General features: G+C 63.7%; 8 protein-coding genes. 4 read left to right on the top strand and 4 right to left on the bottom strand.

Going from position 1 to position 15268, the window contains the following annotated elements:
- Positions 1–63 precede the first annotated feature (63 nt).
- Positions 64–2118 (bottom strand): bifunctional aldolase/short-chain dehydrogenase, encoded by a 2055-nt coding sequence (locus FJ953_RS06500; protein WP_140623601.1) that lies wholly within the window; start codon positions 2116–2118, stop codon positions 64–66.
- A gap of 79 nt (positions 2119–2197) precedes the next feature.
- Positions 2198–3163, bottom strand: a complete 966-nt coding sequence (locus tag FJ953_RS06495) for a sugar-binding transcriptional regulator (RefSeq protein ID WP_140497839.1) — start codon at positions 3161–3163, stop codon at positions 2198–2200.
- Positions 3164–3356: 193 nt separating this feature from the next.
- On the opposite strand from FJ953_RS06495, the gene FJ953_RS06490 reads away from it, so the two are divergent.
- From FJ953_RS06490 to FJ953_RS06475, 4 genes are all read left to right on the top strand, one after another.
- Positions 3357–5009, top strand: coding sequence for an acyl-CoA synthetase (locus tag FJ953_RS06490; RefSeq protein ID WP_140623600.1), 1653 nt, complete (start codon positions 3357–3359; stop codon positions 5007–5009).
- A gap of 411 nt (positions 5010–5420) precedes the next feature.
- On the top strand, positions 5421–6029 hold the full coding sequence (locus FJ953_RS06485) for a TetR family transcriptional regulator (RefSeq protein WP_140580697.1): 609 nt from the start codon (positions 5421–5423) through the stop codon (positions 6027–6029).
- Positions 6030–6085: 56 nt separating this feature from the next.
- Positions 6086–7231, top strand: coding sequence for an efflux RND transporter periplasmic adaptor subunit (locus FJ953_RS06480; protein ID WP_140623598.1), 1146 nt, complete (start codon positions 6086–6088; stop codon positions 7229–7231).
- A 249-nt stretch (positions 7232–7480) separates the two neighbouring features.
- On the top strand, positions 7481–10630 hold the full coding sequence (locus FJ953_RS06475) for an efflux RND transporter permease subunit (protein ID WP_140555450.1): 3150 nt from the start codon (positions 7481–7483) through the stop codon (positions 10628–10630).
- Between the two features lie 77 nt (positions 10631–10707).
- Here the strand turns inward: FJ953_RS06475 and FJ953_RS06470 are convergent, their stop codons facing one another.
- Complete coding sequence (locus tag FJ953_RS06470; protein WP_140497849.1) at positions 10708–12417, bottom strand: APC family permease; 1710 nt, start codon at positions 12415–12417, stop codon at positions 10708–10710.
- Positions 12418–12668: 251 nt separating this feature from the next.
- On the bottom strand, positions 12669–15038 hold the full coding sequence (locus FJ953_RS06465) for an aminomethyltransferase family protein (protein ID WP_140623596.1): 2370 nt from the start codon (positions 15036–15038) through the stop codon (positions 12669–12671).
- Positions 15039–15268: the final 230 nt, after the last annotated feature.

Here is a 15268-nt window from a genome sequence, read left to right as displayed (position 1 = left end):
GCCACAATGTAGCTACAAACGGGTGTTCTTGCAAGCCTGCCGTCTGCGCTGTGCGTGACGGTGCTACCGCAGCGCCGCCGCGATATTGCCGCCGTCGACCGTCGTTACGTCGGCGGTTGTGCGGTCGGCCAGCGCGTGGTGCAGGAAAGCCTGCGCCACGTCCTGCGCCGTCACCTCCTGGCCGAGCAGATTGCCGGACATGTACTCTTTTTCCGACACGCCGCGTGCGCCCGATCGGCTGGCGATCATGGCGTCGGTCAACAGCCCGGAGCGGATGCGGTCGGCATTGACGGCGTTGGAACGGATGCCATGCGCGCCGTAATCCAGTGCATATTGCCTGGACAGGAACAGCGTCGCCGCCTTCGGCACGCCGTAGGCGCCGAATTTCGGACCCGGATTGACCGCCTGCTTAGAGGTGTTGAACAGGAGAGCGCCGCCGGTACCCTGTTCGAGCATGATGCGCACCGCGTTCTGCGCCACCGACTGGTGGGCGAAGAAATTGAGCTCGAAGCTCTTGCGCAGCAGCGCGTCGTCAAGTTCGCCGATCCGGCCTTCCCAGGCGGCACCGGCATTGGACACCACTATGTCGACGCCGCCATACACGGCGACCGCACTGTCGAAGGCGGCACGCACCTGCGCCGGATCGGTGATGTCGGCGGCGACGCCGATCGAATTGTTACCCGCTTTCTTGGCCGCATCAGCGGCTTTTTCGCCATCGAGATCGACGACCACCGCATGGGCGCCATTGTCGGCGAAAAGCTTGGCTGTCGCGGCGCCGATCGCACCGGCTCCGCCAGTGATCAGCACGACCTGGCCGGTCAGCGGCTTCGGCTTGTTGGAGGCGAGTTTGGCCTGTTCCAGCGACCAGTATTCGAGCGGGAACAGGTCGGCCTTGGAAAGCGGATGAAAACGGCCGACCGCCTCGGCGCCACGCACGGCCTCGATCCACATTTCGCCGACATCGGAAGCGATCCTGGCATCCTTGAGCGTGCGGCCATGGCCGAACATGCCGAGCCCTGGCACCAGCGTCAGCCGCGGCATCGGGTCGAGCATGGTGCGTTTGACGTCGTCGAGCGCGTCATTGGTGTCGAAATAGGCGCGGTATTCCTTGGCGAAGGCGTCGACATGGCTCTTGATGACGGCCTTGTAGTCGCCGGCCTTGTCCGCATCTGGCGCCGGCACCGCCATCGGCCCGGTCTTGATGCGGATCGATAGGTCCGGCGTCGACACGCCGCGCGCGGCGTAGTCGGCGATCTCGGCCGAATTGATGAAATCGACGATCGCATCCGAGGTGCGGAAATCGCTGATCATGCGGTCGAAGCGGCCTTCGCCGCGTGCCACCGCCACGGCGCCGCGCAACATAGGAGCGATGGAAGCCGGCGTCGCGAGCTTCGCCGGAAGCGCGGCCTTTGCCGCCTTGGGCTTGGCATGCTTGGCTACATACTCCTCGGCGACATTCACATAGTGGATCATCCGGTTGTAGGCCTGCTTGGCGTCGTCGCCGAAGGTGAAGATGCCGTGCTTGTCGAGGATCAGGCCTTCCACATCAGGGTCGGCGTCGAAAACGTCGGCAGCCGCCTTGGCGAGGTCGAAGCCCGGCATGATGTAGGGCACGTAACCCATCTTGGCCCCGAACACCGTCTTCACCAACGGCTTGCTGTCTTCCTGGTCGACGATCGCCAGGATGGCGGTCGAGTGCGTGTGGTCGACGAATTTGTGCGGCAGGAAGGCATGCAGCAAAGTCTCGACCGAAGGATTGGGCGAGGACGGATCGATGAGGTTCGCCCGCTGCAGCGCGACCATGTCCTCGTCGGAGAGCTTGTCCAACGCGCGCGCCTTGATGAGCGCGCCCATCTTCACCGCCGGCAAGCCCTGCGGCTCGATGACGGCCATGTCCCAGCCGCTGCCCTTGACGCACAGCACGTCCCATTCGTCGCCAACGAGGTCGGTCGCCTTGGTCTTGCAGGAAGTGTTGCCGCCGCCATGCAGCACCAGTCGCGGTTCGCCGCCCAGCAGGCGCGTCGTGTAGACGCGCAGCGCGAGATCGCGTCCGACGCCTTTCTTTGCATAGTCGGCAACCATCTTCTCCGCGTCGCCGTCATTCCACAGGTTCTTCATTAGCTTCGTCCAGTTGCTGTCATAGTGGTGAAACAGGAATGCCACGACGCCTTGATGACGGCCGCGGCAGGAATGGTCTCTAGGATACCTTTTTGCCTGGCGCTCCGGCATGATCCAGAAGCCGCTGCGCCATATCGGCGCCGACCACCAGATGCGTGCAAAGGCCGCCGGCGATCGCCGCGAGCAGGGGTTCGAACTTGCTGTTCTCCTGCACCACCATCAGCCGCTTCTGAATGGCGCGCAGCGAGGAAAGCTCCGCCGAGATCACCCGCCGGTTGTAGCCGCAGTCGAGCACCTTGCCCTCGGCATCGATGATCTGCCCGGCAATGACGCCGGCCGCGCCCGCCTTGCGCAGGTCGGCCATTTCGTCTGATGTCAGCGCGCCGCATTTGACCAGATGGCTGTCGGCATCGACGGCGCCGACCGAATACAGCGCCAGATCGCATTCGTGGATGCTCGACAGCTGTTCGCGGATTACAGGCTCGGCGCGCAGGCCGCGCGCCAGCTCTTCGGTGGTCAGCACGAGCGGCGCGTAGAAATTGATGCCCTTGGCGTTGAGCCGCCGGGCGATCTCCATCGTGCACTGGTCGGGACGATAGGAATAGGGCGCGCCGAGATTGCCGCAGAGCTGCACCACGGTGACATCCTGGAGATCGGCGTAGGACATGATGTCGGCGATCATGTAGACGGTGCGTCCCCAGGCGACGCCGATGCGGTCGCCTTTTTTCACCAGTTCGAGAAAGACGCTCGCCGCCAGCACCGCGATGTCGGTGGCGGGATCGGCGATATGGCCGTTTTCCGGCGCGATCCAGACCGCGTCGAGACCGAGTGCATCCTCGAGCTTGCGCGCCATGACGTCGTCGGTGAAAAGCTGGGTCGAGGTCGAGATGTTGACGATGCCGGTCTCTCGCGCCTTGCGCAGATACATGGCAACGGAGGCGCGGGAAATGTTAAGCTGGCTCGCCACCTGGTCCTGGCGCAGGCCATGCGCATAATAGAGCCAGGCGGCCTTGTGGATAAGTTGTTCTGCCGGTCGGATCGCCATGCCTTCTCCTCGGCTGACATTAGTCACGGCTCTCGACAAAAGTCAAACCGCGCGGAGGTACGCGATGCCTTTACGCGCGCCAAATCTAGATCATCATTGCGCCAGACGCGCTTTGTCGTGGCATCGTTGCTGGTGACGCGGCCCCAGCCTGTGGTTAGAACTTGTCGGCAAAGGGACATACGGGGAGGACACGATGGGCAACCCTTACGAACAGGATCTCGACAGGAACGCTGCCAACCACCAGCCGCTGACGCCGCTCACCTATCTGGAGCGGGCAGCCAAGACCTATCCCGATCATGTCGCCATCATCCATGGCCGGCAGCGCGTGACGTATCGCGATTTCTGGCGGCGTTCGCTGCAGCTCGCCTCGGCGCTTGCCGGGCGCGGCATAGGCAAGGGCGACACGGTGACGGTGATGCTGTCGAACACGCCGCCGATGCTGGAGGCGCATTTCGGCGTGCCAATGACCAAGGCGGTGCTGCATTCGCTCAACACTCGCCTCGACGCCGCCGTGATCGCTTTCCAGCTCGACCATGCCGGGACCAGAGTGCTTATCGTCGATCGCGAATTCTCCGAAGTGGTTCGGCAAGCGCTTGACCTGGCCAAGGTGAAGCCCCTGGTCATCGACTATGACGATCCCGACTACGCCGCGGACGCTCCCTATCCGAAGGGCGGTCGCATCGGCACTCTCGACTACGAGGCCTTCGTCGCCGAGGGCGAGGGGAATTTTGCCTGGTCGATGCCTGACGACGAGTGGGACGCCATTTCGCTCAACTACACCTCGGGCACGACAGGCAACCCGAAAGGCGTCGTCTACCATCATCGGGGTGCTGCCCTGATGGCCTACGCCAACACCGTCCATGCCGGCATGGCCAAGCATGCGGTCTATCTGTGGACGCTGCCGATGTTCCACTGCAATGGCTGGTGCTTTCCGTGGACCTTGGCCGTCCAGGCCGGCACCCATGTCTGTCTGCGCTGGGTTCGGCCGAAGCAGATCTACGACGCCATCGCCGACCATGACGTCACCCATCTGTGCGGCGCGCCGATCGTCATGTCGGTGCTGATCAACGCCAGGGATGAGGACAAGCGCCAGTTCCCGCAAGCCGTCACCTTCAACACGGCCGCCGCGCCGCCGCCGGAAGCGGTGCTCACCGGCATGGCCGATGCCGGCTTCGCCGTCACGCATCTCTATGGTCTGACCGAGACCTACGGCCCGGCGGTGGTGAACGAATGGCACAATGAGTGGGATCATCTGGAGAAGGGGCAGAGGGCCACGAGGAAGGCCAGGCAAGGCGTCCGCTACGCCGCGCTCGAAGGCCTCACGGTGATGGATCCCGAAACGATGACGCAGACGCCCGCCGACGGCCAGACCATCGGCGAGGTCATGTTTCGCGGCAACATCGTCATGAAAGGCTATCTCAGGAACCGCAAGGCCACCGACGAGGCGTTCGCCGGCGGCTGGTTCCACTCCGGCGATCTCGGCGTCATGCATGCGGATGGATATATCCAGCTCAAGGACCGCTCCAAGGACATCATCATTTCGGGCGGCGAGAACATTTCCTCGATCGAGGTCGAGGACGCGCTCTACAAGCACCCGTCCGTTGCGTCTTGCGGCGTGGTGGCGCGGGCGGACGAGAAATGGGGCGAGGTGCCGGTCGCCTATGTCGAGCTGAAGCCCGGCAAGACAGCGACCGAGGCCGAGATCATCGAGCATTGCCGTGCGCTGCTTGCCCGCTTCAAGCTGCCGAAAGCGGTGGTGTTCGCCGAGATTCCCAAGACCTCGACGGGGAAGATCCAGAAATTCCGGCTAAGGGAGATGGCGAAGAGTGGCAGCGCCAACTCGTAGCAGTTTGCACCAGCATCCGCGAGTTGGTCATCCCAGAGCGTTGCAGGAGCGAAGCTCCGTCGCGGAGCCCTAGGCTCCATGCCGCGACCCGGCAGCCGTGATCCGACGGCCGACAATGGCCTTCCAAGATTGTGGATGCTGGTCGGCCTAACCCTTTGAGCCGATTTATTTTTCGACAGAGGTCGCAGCATGGATTCTGAGAGTCTGCGCGTCGCTCCGCTCCTTGCTACGCCCTTGATGATGACGGGATGAGCGCCATTCGCAATCGGCAACGTCGGTCATTGCACACCTGCGACTGTCACCATCTGTCACCATTTTGTACGCGTACGCCGAATCCGCGTTGACATCGCGTTCCTTTCGATTTACGAGTGACGAAAATTAAAATTCATCACTAGTAAATCGAAAGAGGCTATGTCCGAAACCGCCAACCTCGTCGCCGATGCCGCTCGCCAGGAGAATGTAACGCGCATTCTCGATTGCGCCGAGCGCCTGTTCCGGCACTATGGCTACGGCAAGACCAATGTCGCCGACATTGCCCGCGAACTCGGCATGTCGCCAGCCAACATCTATCGCTTCTTTGCGTCCAAGGTCGAAATCCACCAGGCGGTCTGTGGCCGGATGCTCGGGGCCAGCTACAGGATGGCCTACGAGATCATGCATTTGCCGATCAGCGCCGAGGAACGGCTGCGGCGCTACGTGCACGCGCAGTACAAGATGACCATGGAGGTCATGCTCGACGACCAGAAGGTCCATGAGATGGTCATCGTCGCCCTCGAGCGCGATTGGGGCGTCATCGACAAGCATGTCGACAGTATCCACGATCTTTTTGCCGAGGTGATCCGCGAGGGCATCGCGGCCGGCGAATTCAGGGAGCAGGATCCGGTGATTGCGTCGCGCTGCTTCGGCGCCGCCACGGTCATTTTGTGCCACCCGCAGATGGTGGCCCAGTGTCTTGCCAAGACCAACCGGGCGATGCCCGACGACCTCATCGAGTATGCGATCAAGGCCTTGAAGAAGTAGCCGCCGCCCGCCGGGCGCCGGTAACGACAATCAATCTCCAGTTTGGGAGTGCTAAGGTGTCTTCGTCCAATTCCATTATCCGCTGGCTGCCGGTTGCCGGCCTGATCGTCGCGTCGCTCGGCCTTGCCGGTTGTTCCCAGGAGAAGGCGGAGGTCAAGGATATCATCCGCCCCGTCAAGGTCGTCGAGATCGGCGCGGCGCAGACCACCCGCCAGCTCGATTATTCCGGCTCGGTGCGTGCCCGCACCGAGATGAATCTCGGCTTCCGCGTTGCCGGCAAGGTCACCGAGAGGCTCGTCGACATCGGCCAGCATGTCACCTCGGGCGACGTCCTCGCCCGCATCGATCCCTCCGATTACGAGCTTTCGGTCAAAAGCGCCGCGGCGAGCCTTGACGCCGCCGAGCGCCAGGTCGAGACGGTGGATCTCGCCAGGAAGCGCGCCGAGCAGCTCTATGCCAAGAATTTCGCGCCGAAATCGCAGCTCGAGCAGGCGACGCTGGCCTACAACCAGGCGGTCGCGACGCGCGATGCCGCCCGCTCGACCCTCGCCCAGGCTCAGAACCAGGTCCACTATACCGACCTCAAGGCGAGCGAGAACGGCATCGTCACCGCGGTCAGTGCCGATGTCGGCCAGGTGGTCGGTGCCGGCACGCCCGTGATGACGGTTGCCGTCGATGGCGAGAAGGAAGTGCTGATCGCGGTGCCGGAAATGGATATTGCCGGCTTCAGGCCGGGCAAGGAGGTCAAGGCAAGCTTCTGGGCGGACGATGCGCTGACGCTTGCCGGCAAGGTCCGCGAAGTGGCCGGCAGCGCCGACCCGCAGTCGCGTACCTTCGCCGTTCGCGTCTCGCTTCCCAACGATCCGCGCGTGCTGCTCGGCATGACCGCCAACGTGCAGGCCTCGATCGACAGCAAGACCCAGCTGGTCTCGATCCCGCTCAGCGCCCTGGCTGAAAAGGACGGCCAGAAGATCGTCTGGGCCGTGGACCGCGGCAGCGACACCGTGCATTCGCGTCCGGTCAAGATCGCGAACTTCACCGCCGATGGCGTCGCGGTTGCCGACGGCCTCAAGCAGGGCGACGTCGTGGTTGCCGCTGGCACCCAGTTCATGACCGACAATCTGAAGGTCAAGCTGTCCGGCGACAGTCTCCAGCAGTCCGCCTCGGCGGCGGAAGACGCTGCCACCAGCAGCCTGCGCTGACAGCCAGGCACAACGAAACCCTTCCCTATCTTGGCGGCGCGAGCCGCAAGACCGGGCAGGCCATGGTTTCCGGGCGGCAGGCGCCCGATCGTCGAGACGCCGGCAAGATGGCTCCCCCGCATCATTGTCGCGTCACACGCGATGCGAGTCTCTCCGCTTGAGGGAGCTTCGCCGCCCGGAAGCCAGACGAAGAACGCATGAACGGCATGATGAACCTGCCCTGCAGATCAATTGGACTGGACTGGCGCCATGACCACCGACAGCAACACTGAAAAGCGGCCTTTCAACCTCTCGCGTTGGGCGATCGGGCATCCGAGCATCGCACGTTTCCTGTTCGGCCTGATCATCCTTGCCGGTGCGCTCGGCCTGATGCGCATGGGCCAGAAGGAAGATCCCGATTTCACCTTCCGCGTCATGGTCGTGCAGGCGATCTGGCCGGGTTCTTCGATCCAGGAGATGGAAGACCAGGTCGTCAACAAGATCGAACGCAAGCTGCAGGAAACGCCGCATCTCGACTTCGTGCGCTCCTACACGCGCGCCGGCAGCGCCATCATCACGGTTCAGATCAAGGGCGACACCAATGCTGCCCAGGTCAACGACGCCTTCTATCAGGTGCGCAAGAAGGTCGGCGACATAGCAGGCGATCTGCCGCAGGGCCTGCTCGGCCCCTATTTCAACGATGAATTCGGCGACACCTTCATCACCTTGCATTCGATCAGCGGCGATGGCTTCAGCTATCCCGAATTAAAGAAGTTCGCCATCCAGGCCCGCGATATGCTGCTGACGACGCCCGGCGTCGAGAAGGCGGTCATCATCGGCGACCAGCCCGAGAAGATCTATATCGACGTCTCGTCCAAGGCGCTAGCCGAGCGCGGCCTGACGCTGACCGACCTGCAGAACGCGATCAAGGGACAGAACAATGTCGACCCGGCAGGCTCTGTCGACACCGGGCTGCGCTCGGTCCGCATTTCGGTCGAGGGCGACGTCACCAGGGCGGCCGACATTCGCGAGCTGCGCTTGCGCGCCGGCAACCAGGTAACGCGCCTTGGCGATATCGCCACAGTGAGCTCGGGGCTGGAGGATCCTTTCGAGCGCAAGTACCGGTTCAATGGCCACGAGAGCGTCCAGCTCGGTGTCGTCATGGCCAAGGGCTTCAACGTCACGGATGTCGGCAAGGACGTCGAGGCGACCTACAAGCGATTCGAGGAGGCGCTGCCCTATGGCGTCTCCGTCGATCAGATATCGGACCAGCCCGAGGTCGTCAGGGACGCTGTCAGCGAGTTCATGCATGCGCTCGGCGAAGCGCTGCTGATCGTGCTCGTCGTCTCGTTCCTGTCGATCGGCTGGCGCTCCGGACTTGTCATTGCCATCGCCATCCCGCTGGTCCTGGCCGCCACCTTCGCCATCATGTACGAGATCGGCATCGACCTGCAGCGCATTTCGCTTGGCGCCTTGATCATCGCGCTCGGCCTGCTTGTCGACGACGCCATGATCGTCGTCGAGATGATGGAACGCAAGCTGGAGGAGGGGCTGGTCAAGATCGAGGCGGCGGGTTTCGCCTACTCCTCGACCGCCTTCCCGATGCTGACCGGCACGCTGATCACCACCGCCGGCTTCATTCCGGTCGGCTTCGCCGCCTCCACCGCCGGCGAATATGTCCGCACGCTGTTCTACGTCGTCGGCATCGCGCTCGTCGTGTCCTGGTTCGTGGCGGTCTATTTCACGCCATGGCTGGGATATATGATCCTCAAGCAGCGCAAGCATGCCGGTTCCCATCACGACGTCTTCGACACCAGCTTCTATCGCCGGCTTCGCTCGACCGTTACCTGGGCCGTGCGCCATCGCATCATCGTGCTGACGATGACGCTGGTGACCTTCGCCACCAGCCTGTGGGCCTTCCAGTTCATTCCGCAGAACTTCTTCCCGCAATCGTCTCGCCCGGAAATCCTCGTCGATCTCTGGCTGCCGGAAGGCACCAGCATCAAGGAAGTCGAGACGCAGGCCAAGGCGCTGGAAGCCAAGATGATGGACGACAAGGACAAGCGCTTCATCGCCACCTATATCGGTGAAGGCGCGCCGCGCTTCTTCCTGCCGCTGGACCAGCAGCTCAGGAATCCTAACTTCGCCCAGCTTCTTGTGATGGCCAATGACGAGCCGGCGCGCGAGCGGCTGATCGTCAAGCTGCGCACCATCCTGGCGCAGGACTTCCCCTCCATCCGCGGCAAGGTCGACCGCTTGTTCCTCGGCCCGCCGACAGGCTGGCCGGTGCAGATGCGCGTCATGGGCCCGGACCGCCAGGAAGTGCGGCGCATTGCCGACCAGGTGAAGGCAAAATTCCAGGCCAACCCGCTGCTCGGCGCCGTCCATGACGACTGGCTGGAACCTGTGCCGGCGATGAAGCTGGTCATCGACCAGGACCGCGCCCGTGCGTTGGGCGTCACCTCGCAGCGCATCCGCCAGATGCTGCAGGCGTCCATGTCCGGCGCGCCGTTGGGCGACTTCCGCGACGGCGAAGAAACGGTGTCCATCGTCGCCCGCGAACCGGATGCCAGTCGCACCCTGCTGTCCTCGGTCGATTCCATCTACATCCCGACCGATTTCGGTGGCTTCGTGCCGCTGTCGCAGGTGGCCAAGGTTGTGCCGGTGCTGGAGCAAGGCGTCGAGTGGCGGCGCGACCGCTTGCCGACCATCAGCGTGCGGGCGACCTTGCCCGACGGCGTGCAGTCAAACGACGTCGTCACCAAGATGTACAACGACATGAAGGGCCTGCGCGACGGCTTGCCGCCCGGCTACAAGATCGAGATCCAGGGCGGTGCCGAGGATTCGGCGGAAAGCCAGGCTTCCATCGCCGCCAAGGCGCCGATCATGCTGGCCGTCATCGTCATATTGCTGATGGTCCAGCTGCAGCATTTCGGCAAGGCTATGCTTGTTCTGGCCACCGGTCCACTCGGCATCATCGGTGCGGCCGCGGCCCTTTTGATCAGCGGCGCGCCGTTCGGCTTCGTCGCCATCCTCGGAGTCATCGCGCTGCTCGGCATCATCATGCGAAACTCCATCATCCTCGTCGACCAGATCGACCAGGACATCGCGAAAGGCATGGAACGCTCCGAAGCGATCATCGGCTCGGCTGTGCGCCGTTTCCGGCCGATCGTGTTGACGGCAATGACCGCGGTGCTGGCGCTGATCCCGATCTCGCGCGGCGTGTTCTGGGGGCCGCTCGCCTACGCCATGATGGGCGGCATTCTGGTTGCAACCGTGCTCACCATCCTGGTGCTGCCCGCTGGCTACGCCCTGTTCTTCGGCCGTGAGCGAAAGAAGGTGCCGACCGACGAACAGACGCCCGAACCGGAAACCGTCGAAGGCGTCGAGAGGCCGCAACTCGCTTTGGCGGCTGAATGAACCAAATCGGCCGGTCTCATTTGAGACCGGCCGATTTCTGTTCTTGCGGAGCCGAAGGCCGCTTGCCCGTCAGGCAATCAGATGACGAAAAACCAGTTGGCGATCAGCATTACCGCCACTCCGGCGACCAGCGTCAGATAGGGCAGCATGCCCGCCTTTTTCACCGAGAGGTCCGCTCCCGCCATGCCGAGGTCGGCCAGCATGTGGTCGGGGAACTTGCCGCCGTCCTGGATGTAATGGCGGAAGCAGAACACCGGGATGATCAGCGCCGCGGTGATCAGCCCGGCCCACAGCGCCATCGGGTTCCACACCTTGGCGCCGGCGCCCATGAAGATCGCGTTGACATAGGCGAAGATCGCTCCGACGCCGAGCAGCCAGCTCGGGGCCTTCCACGGCCGCGCGATATGGCCGTTGTCGATGCGATGGATCCAGCCGGCATTGAGGTTGAGGAAGTTGAAGATGATGTAGCCGCAATTGGATACGGCGAGGATGAAGAAGAAGCTTGTCGCGTCGGCCGAGGCGATCGCCAGCACGATCAGGTTGAAGCACAGATCGGTCCACATCGCCCGCGTCGGCGCGCCATGCTCGTTGACGTGGCTGAGGTAGCGCGGCAGCCAGCCGTCGACGGAGCCCTGGTAGAGCGTGCGCGAGGAGCCGGCCATAGCCGTCATGATGCACAGCACCAGCGCCAGGATCATCAGCATCACCAGCAGGCTGTGGATAAGTCCGCCGCCGCCGACCATGCCGGCGAGAGCATCCGCCACGCCTGAGCCGTCGATGATCGGCGTCGCCAGCATGCCGTTGAGGCCGAGCACGCCCTGGAAGGTGAACGGCACCAGGATGAACAGCAGCATGCAGAGCAGGCCGGAATAGAAGATGGCCTTGAAGGTATCGGTGCCCGGGTTCTTGAACTCGGAGGTGTAGCAGACGGCGGTCTCGAAGCCGTAGGTCGACCAGGCGGCGATGAACATGCCGCCGAGCACCAGCGTCCAGCCGGCGATGTTCCAGGCGCCGGGCTCTGGCGCATAGGCGGCGGCCAAGGGAACCAGCGGCGAGAAATTGGCCCAGTTGATCTGGCCGGTGAAGATCGGCACGACGCCGACGATCAGCATCGGGACGATGACCAGCAGGCCGATATATTTCTGCACATTGGCGGTGCCCAGGATACCGCGATGCTGGATCGAGAAGATCATCAGCATCAGCACGGCGCCGATGAAGAAGGTGGCGTTGAAGGTGAAGGACACCGGACCCAGTGTGTGGCTGAACGCCGACCACGTGCGGATCGCCGGAGTCGCCGCCGCGGTCACCGCGGTAATGGCGTCGCCGGCGCTCGTTCCGGCATGTGCCGCGATATAGGCGGCGACCTCGGGCGACGTGTCGGTAAAGATCGGCACCGGCGCCAGCGCATTGAGGATATAGGCGGCGGCGATCGAGCAGCCAAGCGAGAGCACCGGCGACCAGGCAAACCAGTTGCACCACACCGACAAGGGCGCGATGAACTTGGAGTAGCGCAGCCAGGCGGTGGCGCCGTAGATCGAGGCGCCGCCCGATTTGTTCGGGAACAGGCCGGCGATCTCGGCATAGGTGAAGGATTGCAGGAAGCCCATGACCATGGACACCGTCCAGATCAGGAAAGCGAGCGTCCCGGTCGTGCCGGCAATGCCGCCGATCGAGAACAGGACAAGGGCTGGAACGCCGCTCGCCACCCAGAAGGCGCCGCGCCAGTCGATATGCCTGAGCAGCTTGCTTTCGGCAGGCTGGTCCAGGACCGTGCTTATGGTGCTCATGTCGGTGAATTCCCCTTTTTGATGTTCCCCGCCGGCGACGCCTCGGCTGTGCGAAGCTTGCTCCCGGCCAATATCGCCGCGACTTCAGTGTTTCCACTCAGTCGTATTTTTTTCTTAGGAGTGAAGATTGATCCGGCGCGCTTTCACGTCAAGCGTTTTGTCGCGCCGTGCACATCACGCTTGCGGGCGGGCGCACAAATGTGCCCCGCGGCGCCGCCGACGGGCAATCCCGTATGCCCGGAAGGCCGCGGTCAGGAACGCGGCCTGGTCTTCTGCGGATCGTAATGGGCGAAGGCCACGACTCGCGCCGGCAGCCGCTTGGCGTGGCCGTCGAGCTTGCCGATTTCAACTCGCGCGCCGATGGCGGCGTGGGTGACATCGAGCCGCGCCAGCGCGATGGTCTTGTTCAGCACCGGCGAGCGCATGCCCGACGTGACGACCCCGATCTGGGCGCGGCCGACATGCACGCAATCGCCATGGCCGACCGCGACGTTGGCATCGATGTCGAGCCCGACCAGTTTGTTCTGCGGGTTCTCCTTGCGCCGGATCAGCGCCTCGCGGCCGATGAAGTCGTCGGTCTTGGACTTCAGCGGCACGGTGAAGCCGATGCCGGCCTCGAACGGGTCGGTCTGGTCGGAGAACTCGTAACCGGCGAAGATCAGCCCGGCCTCGATGCGCACCATGTCCAGCGCCTGCAGGCCCATCGGCTTCAATCCATGCGGCTGGCCGGCGGCCCAGATCGCGTCGAAGACCTTTTCGGCGTCGCGCGGATGACACCAGATCTCGTAGCCGAGTTCACCGGTATAGCCGGTGCGCGAGACGACGACCGGAACGCCATTGCCGCCGCCGATGCGCGCGACGGCGAAGCGGAACCATTCCAGTTCCTCGATCGACGGCTGCAGCGGCGAGGTCCAGATCACCTTCCTCAGGATATCCCGGCTCTTCGGCCCCTGCACGGCGATATTGTGCATCTGGTCGGTGGACGAGCGCACCAGCACGTTGAGGCCGAGCTTTGTCGCCGTCTCGCGCAGCCATTCGCCGGACAGATCGTCGCCGCCGACCCAGCGGAAATTGTCCTTGCCGAGCCTGAGCAGCGTGCCATCGTCGATCATGCCGCCATGCTCGTAGCACATGGCGGAATAGACGACCTGGCCGACGCCGAGCTTCTTGACGTCGCGGGTCAGCGTGTACTGCAGCAGCGCTTCGGAATCCGGGCCGGTGACCTCGAATTTGCGCAGCGGCGACAGGTCCATGATCACGGCGTCCTGCCGGCAGGCCCAGTATTCGGCGATCGCGCCTTCCCTGGCGAAGGAATTGGCCAGCCAATAGCCCCTGTACTCGACGAAGTCGCGGGTGTGCTTGGCAAAGCTCGAATGAAAGGAGGTCTCGCGGGTCATTTTCGGTTCCGAATCGGGCGTCATGCGTCTGGCGATCGCACGCGAGAATTTGTGCTGGCCGGAATAGGTGCGCACATGGATGTCGGTCAGGTCCCAGCCATTGGCCGGCGTCGTGTCGTCGGGGCAGGCGGAGGACACGCAGACGATGTCGGTCAGGGCCCGCAGCAGCACATAGTCGCCGGGCCGCGACCATGGCTCGTCGGAGACCATGACGCCATGCGCGTCGATCGCCGTGTTGAAGAAGAAGTTGATAGCCATCCAGCCGGCGCGTGGTGTGACGCCCTTGTCCGACAGCGCGCGGTTGAAGTTCTCCGAGCAGTTGGCATGGCCGGGATAGCCGATGTCATCGTAATATTTGGCGGCGCATGCGAGCGCGAAGGCGTCGTGCCGGCCGCATGTGTCCTGCACCACTTCGACCAGCGGCTCCATGTCCTGGTCGTAATATTTCGAGTGCAGCCCCGGCATCGGATAGCTCGCGCCCATCAGCGTGCGTGTCGTCGTCACATCGAGCGGATGGTCGAGCCCCTTGTCCAGCTTGCGCGCCGAAAAGCACTGGAAGTCGGTGCATTGGCGCCCGTCGACGTCGATGATCTGCAGATAGTCGCCGGCTTTGACGAAGTAGGATTCCGCCGTCGCCGAATGGACGCGCAAATCGAGCACCGGATCGGCGAGCGGGTCGGCCAATAGCGACTTCGCCGCCGGACGGATGGTGGCACGCCGCACGATCACGGTAAGCGGCGTCGCCGTATCATGGCCGTCGACCAGCATCGGCCCGCCGGGCGCGGCAATCACCACCGAGCCGTCGCGCACGACGGTGAAAGCTTGTTCGGTGCCGGCCGGCGTGGCGCCGCCGAACACGCGCACCGCCTTGGCCTGGTCGAGCCGCACCTGCCGGCGTGCGAGCCCGCGCCGCAGGGACGCGAGGCTGTCATCGCCCTCGGCAAGCAGCGCCTTGATGCCGGCGGCATTGCTGTTGGAGTTTTCCCCGAGGATGGAGGGATCGGTCGCACCGGTGCCATCCCACGCCAGCAGTTCGCAAGCCTGGCCGCCCTCGACATTGCGCACTGTGATCGTGTCGCCGGCCTCGACCTCGATCAGCACCGCACCCTTGCCCTGGACCGTATAGCGCTCCATGCCCGGCGGCAGCGCGATCTGGCCGGGCCGCAGGATCAGGCTCGGCCGGGGTGGTCCGGATGCGACGGCAGGGTAGGGCGACTGGCTCATCTCAGCCTTGCGGTTCGAGAAACAAGTTTGCCTGTGCGTGAAATTATTTTAGCAGCAAGAATAGCAGTGCGGGTGGGTTTGGCAAGGCGGTGGTGGGGCAGGTTCTTCCTTCTCCCCTTGTGGGGTCCGAAGGACGGGGCGAGATCCGTGGCTCGCCCCAGGGCGGTGGATCAGTGCCCAGCGCCGAGACGGTTGAGGGGGTGGGTGACGGCGTGCCGTCATTGCCAAGC

This window comes from Mesorhizobium sp. B2-3-6 (assembly GCF_006442305.1).
Classification (GTDB): Bacteria; Pseudomonadota; Alphaproteobacteria; order Rhizobiales; family Rhizobiaceae; genus Mesorhizobium.
The sequence above is the reverse complement of the archived record's forward strand: the minus strand, read 5'-3'. Positions and strand labels throughout refer to the sequence as shown.

Excerpts from the sequence above, each read along its gene's own strand:
- FJ953_RS06500 (WP_140623601.1), bottom strand. The coding sequence starts at position 2,118 with ATGAAGAACCTGTGGAATGACGGCGACGCGGAGAAGATGGTTGCCGAC.
- FJ953_RS06495 (WP_140497839.1), bottom strand. The coding sequence starts at position 3,163 with ATGGCGATCCGACCGGCAGAACAACTTATCCACAAGGCCGCCTGGCTC.
- FJ953_RS06490 (WP_140623600.1), top strand. The coding sequence starts at position 3,357 with ATGGGCAACCCTTACGAACAGGATCTCGACAGGAACGCTGCCAACCAC.
- FJ953_RS06485 (WP_140580697.1), top strand. The coding sequence starts at position 5,421 with ATGTCCGAAACCGCCAACCTCGTCGCCGATGCCGCTCGCCAGGAGAAT.
- FJ953_RS06475 (WP_140555450.1), top strand. The coding sequence starts at position 7,481 with ATGACCACCGACAGCAACACTGAAAAGCGGCCTTTCAACCTCTCGCGT.
- FJ953_RS06470 (WP_140497849.1), bottom strand. The coding sequence starts at position 12,417 with ATGAGCACCATAAGCACGGTCCTGGACCAGCCTGCCGAAAGCAAGCTG.
- FJ953_RS06465 (WP_140623596.1), bottom strand. The coding sequence starts at position 15,038 with ATGAGCCAGTCGCCCTACCCTGCCGTCGCATCCGGACCACCCCGGCCG.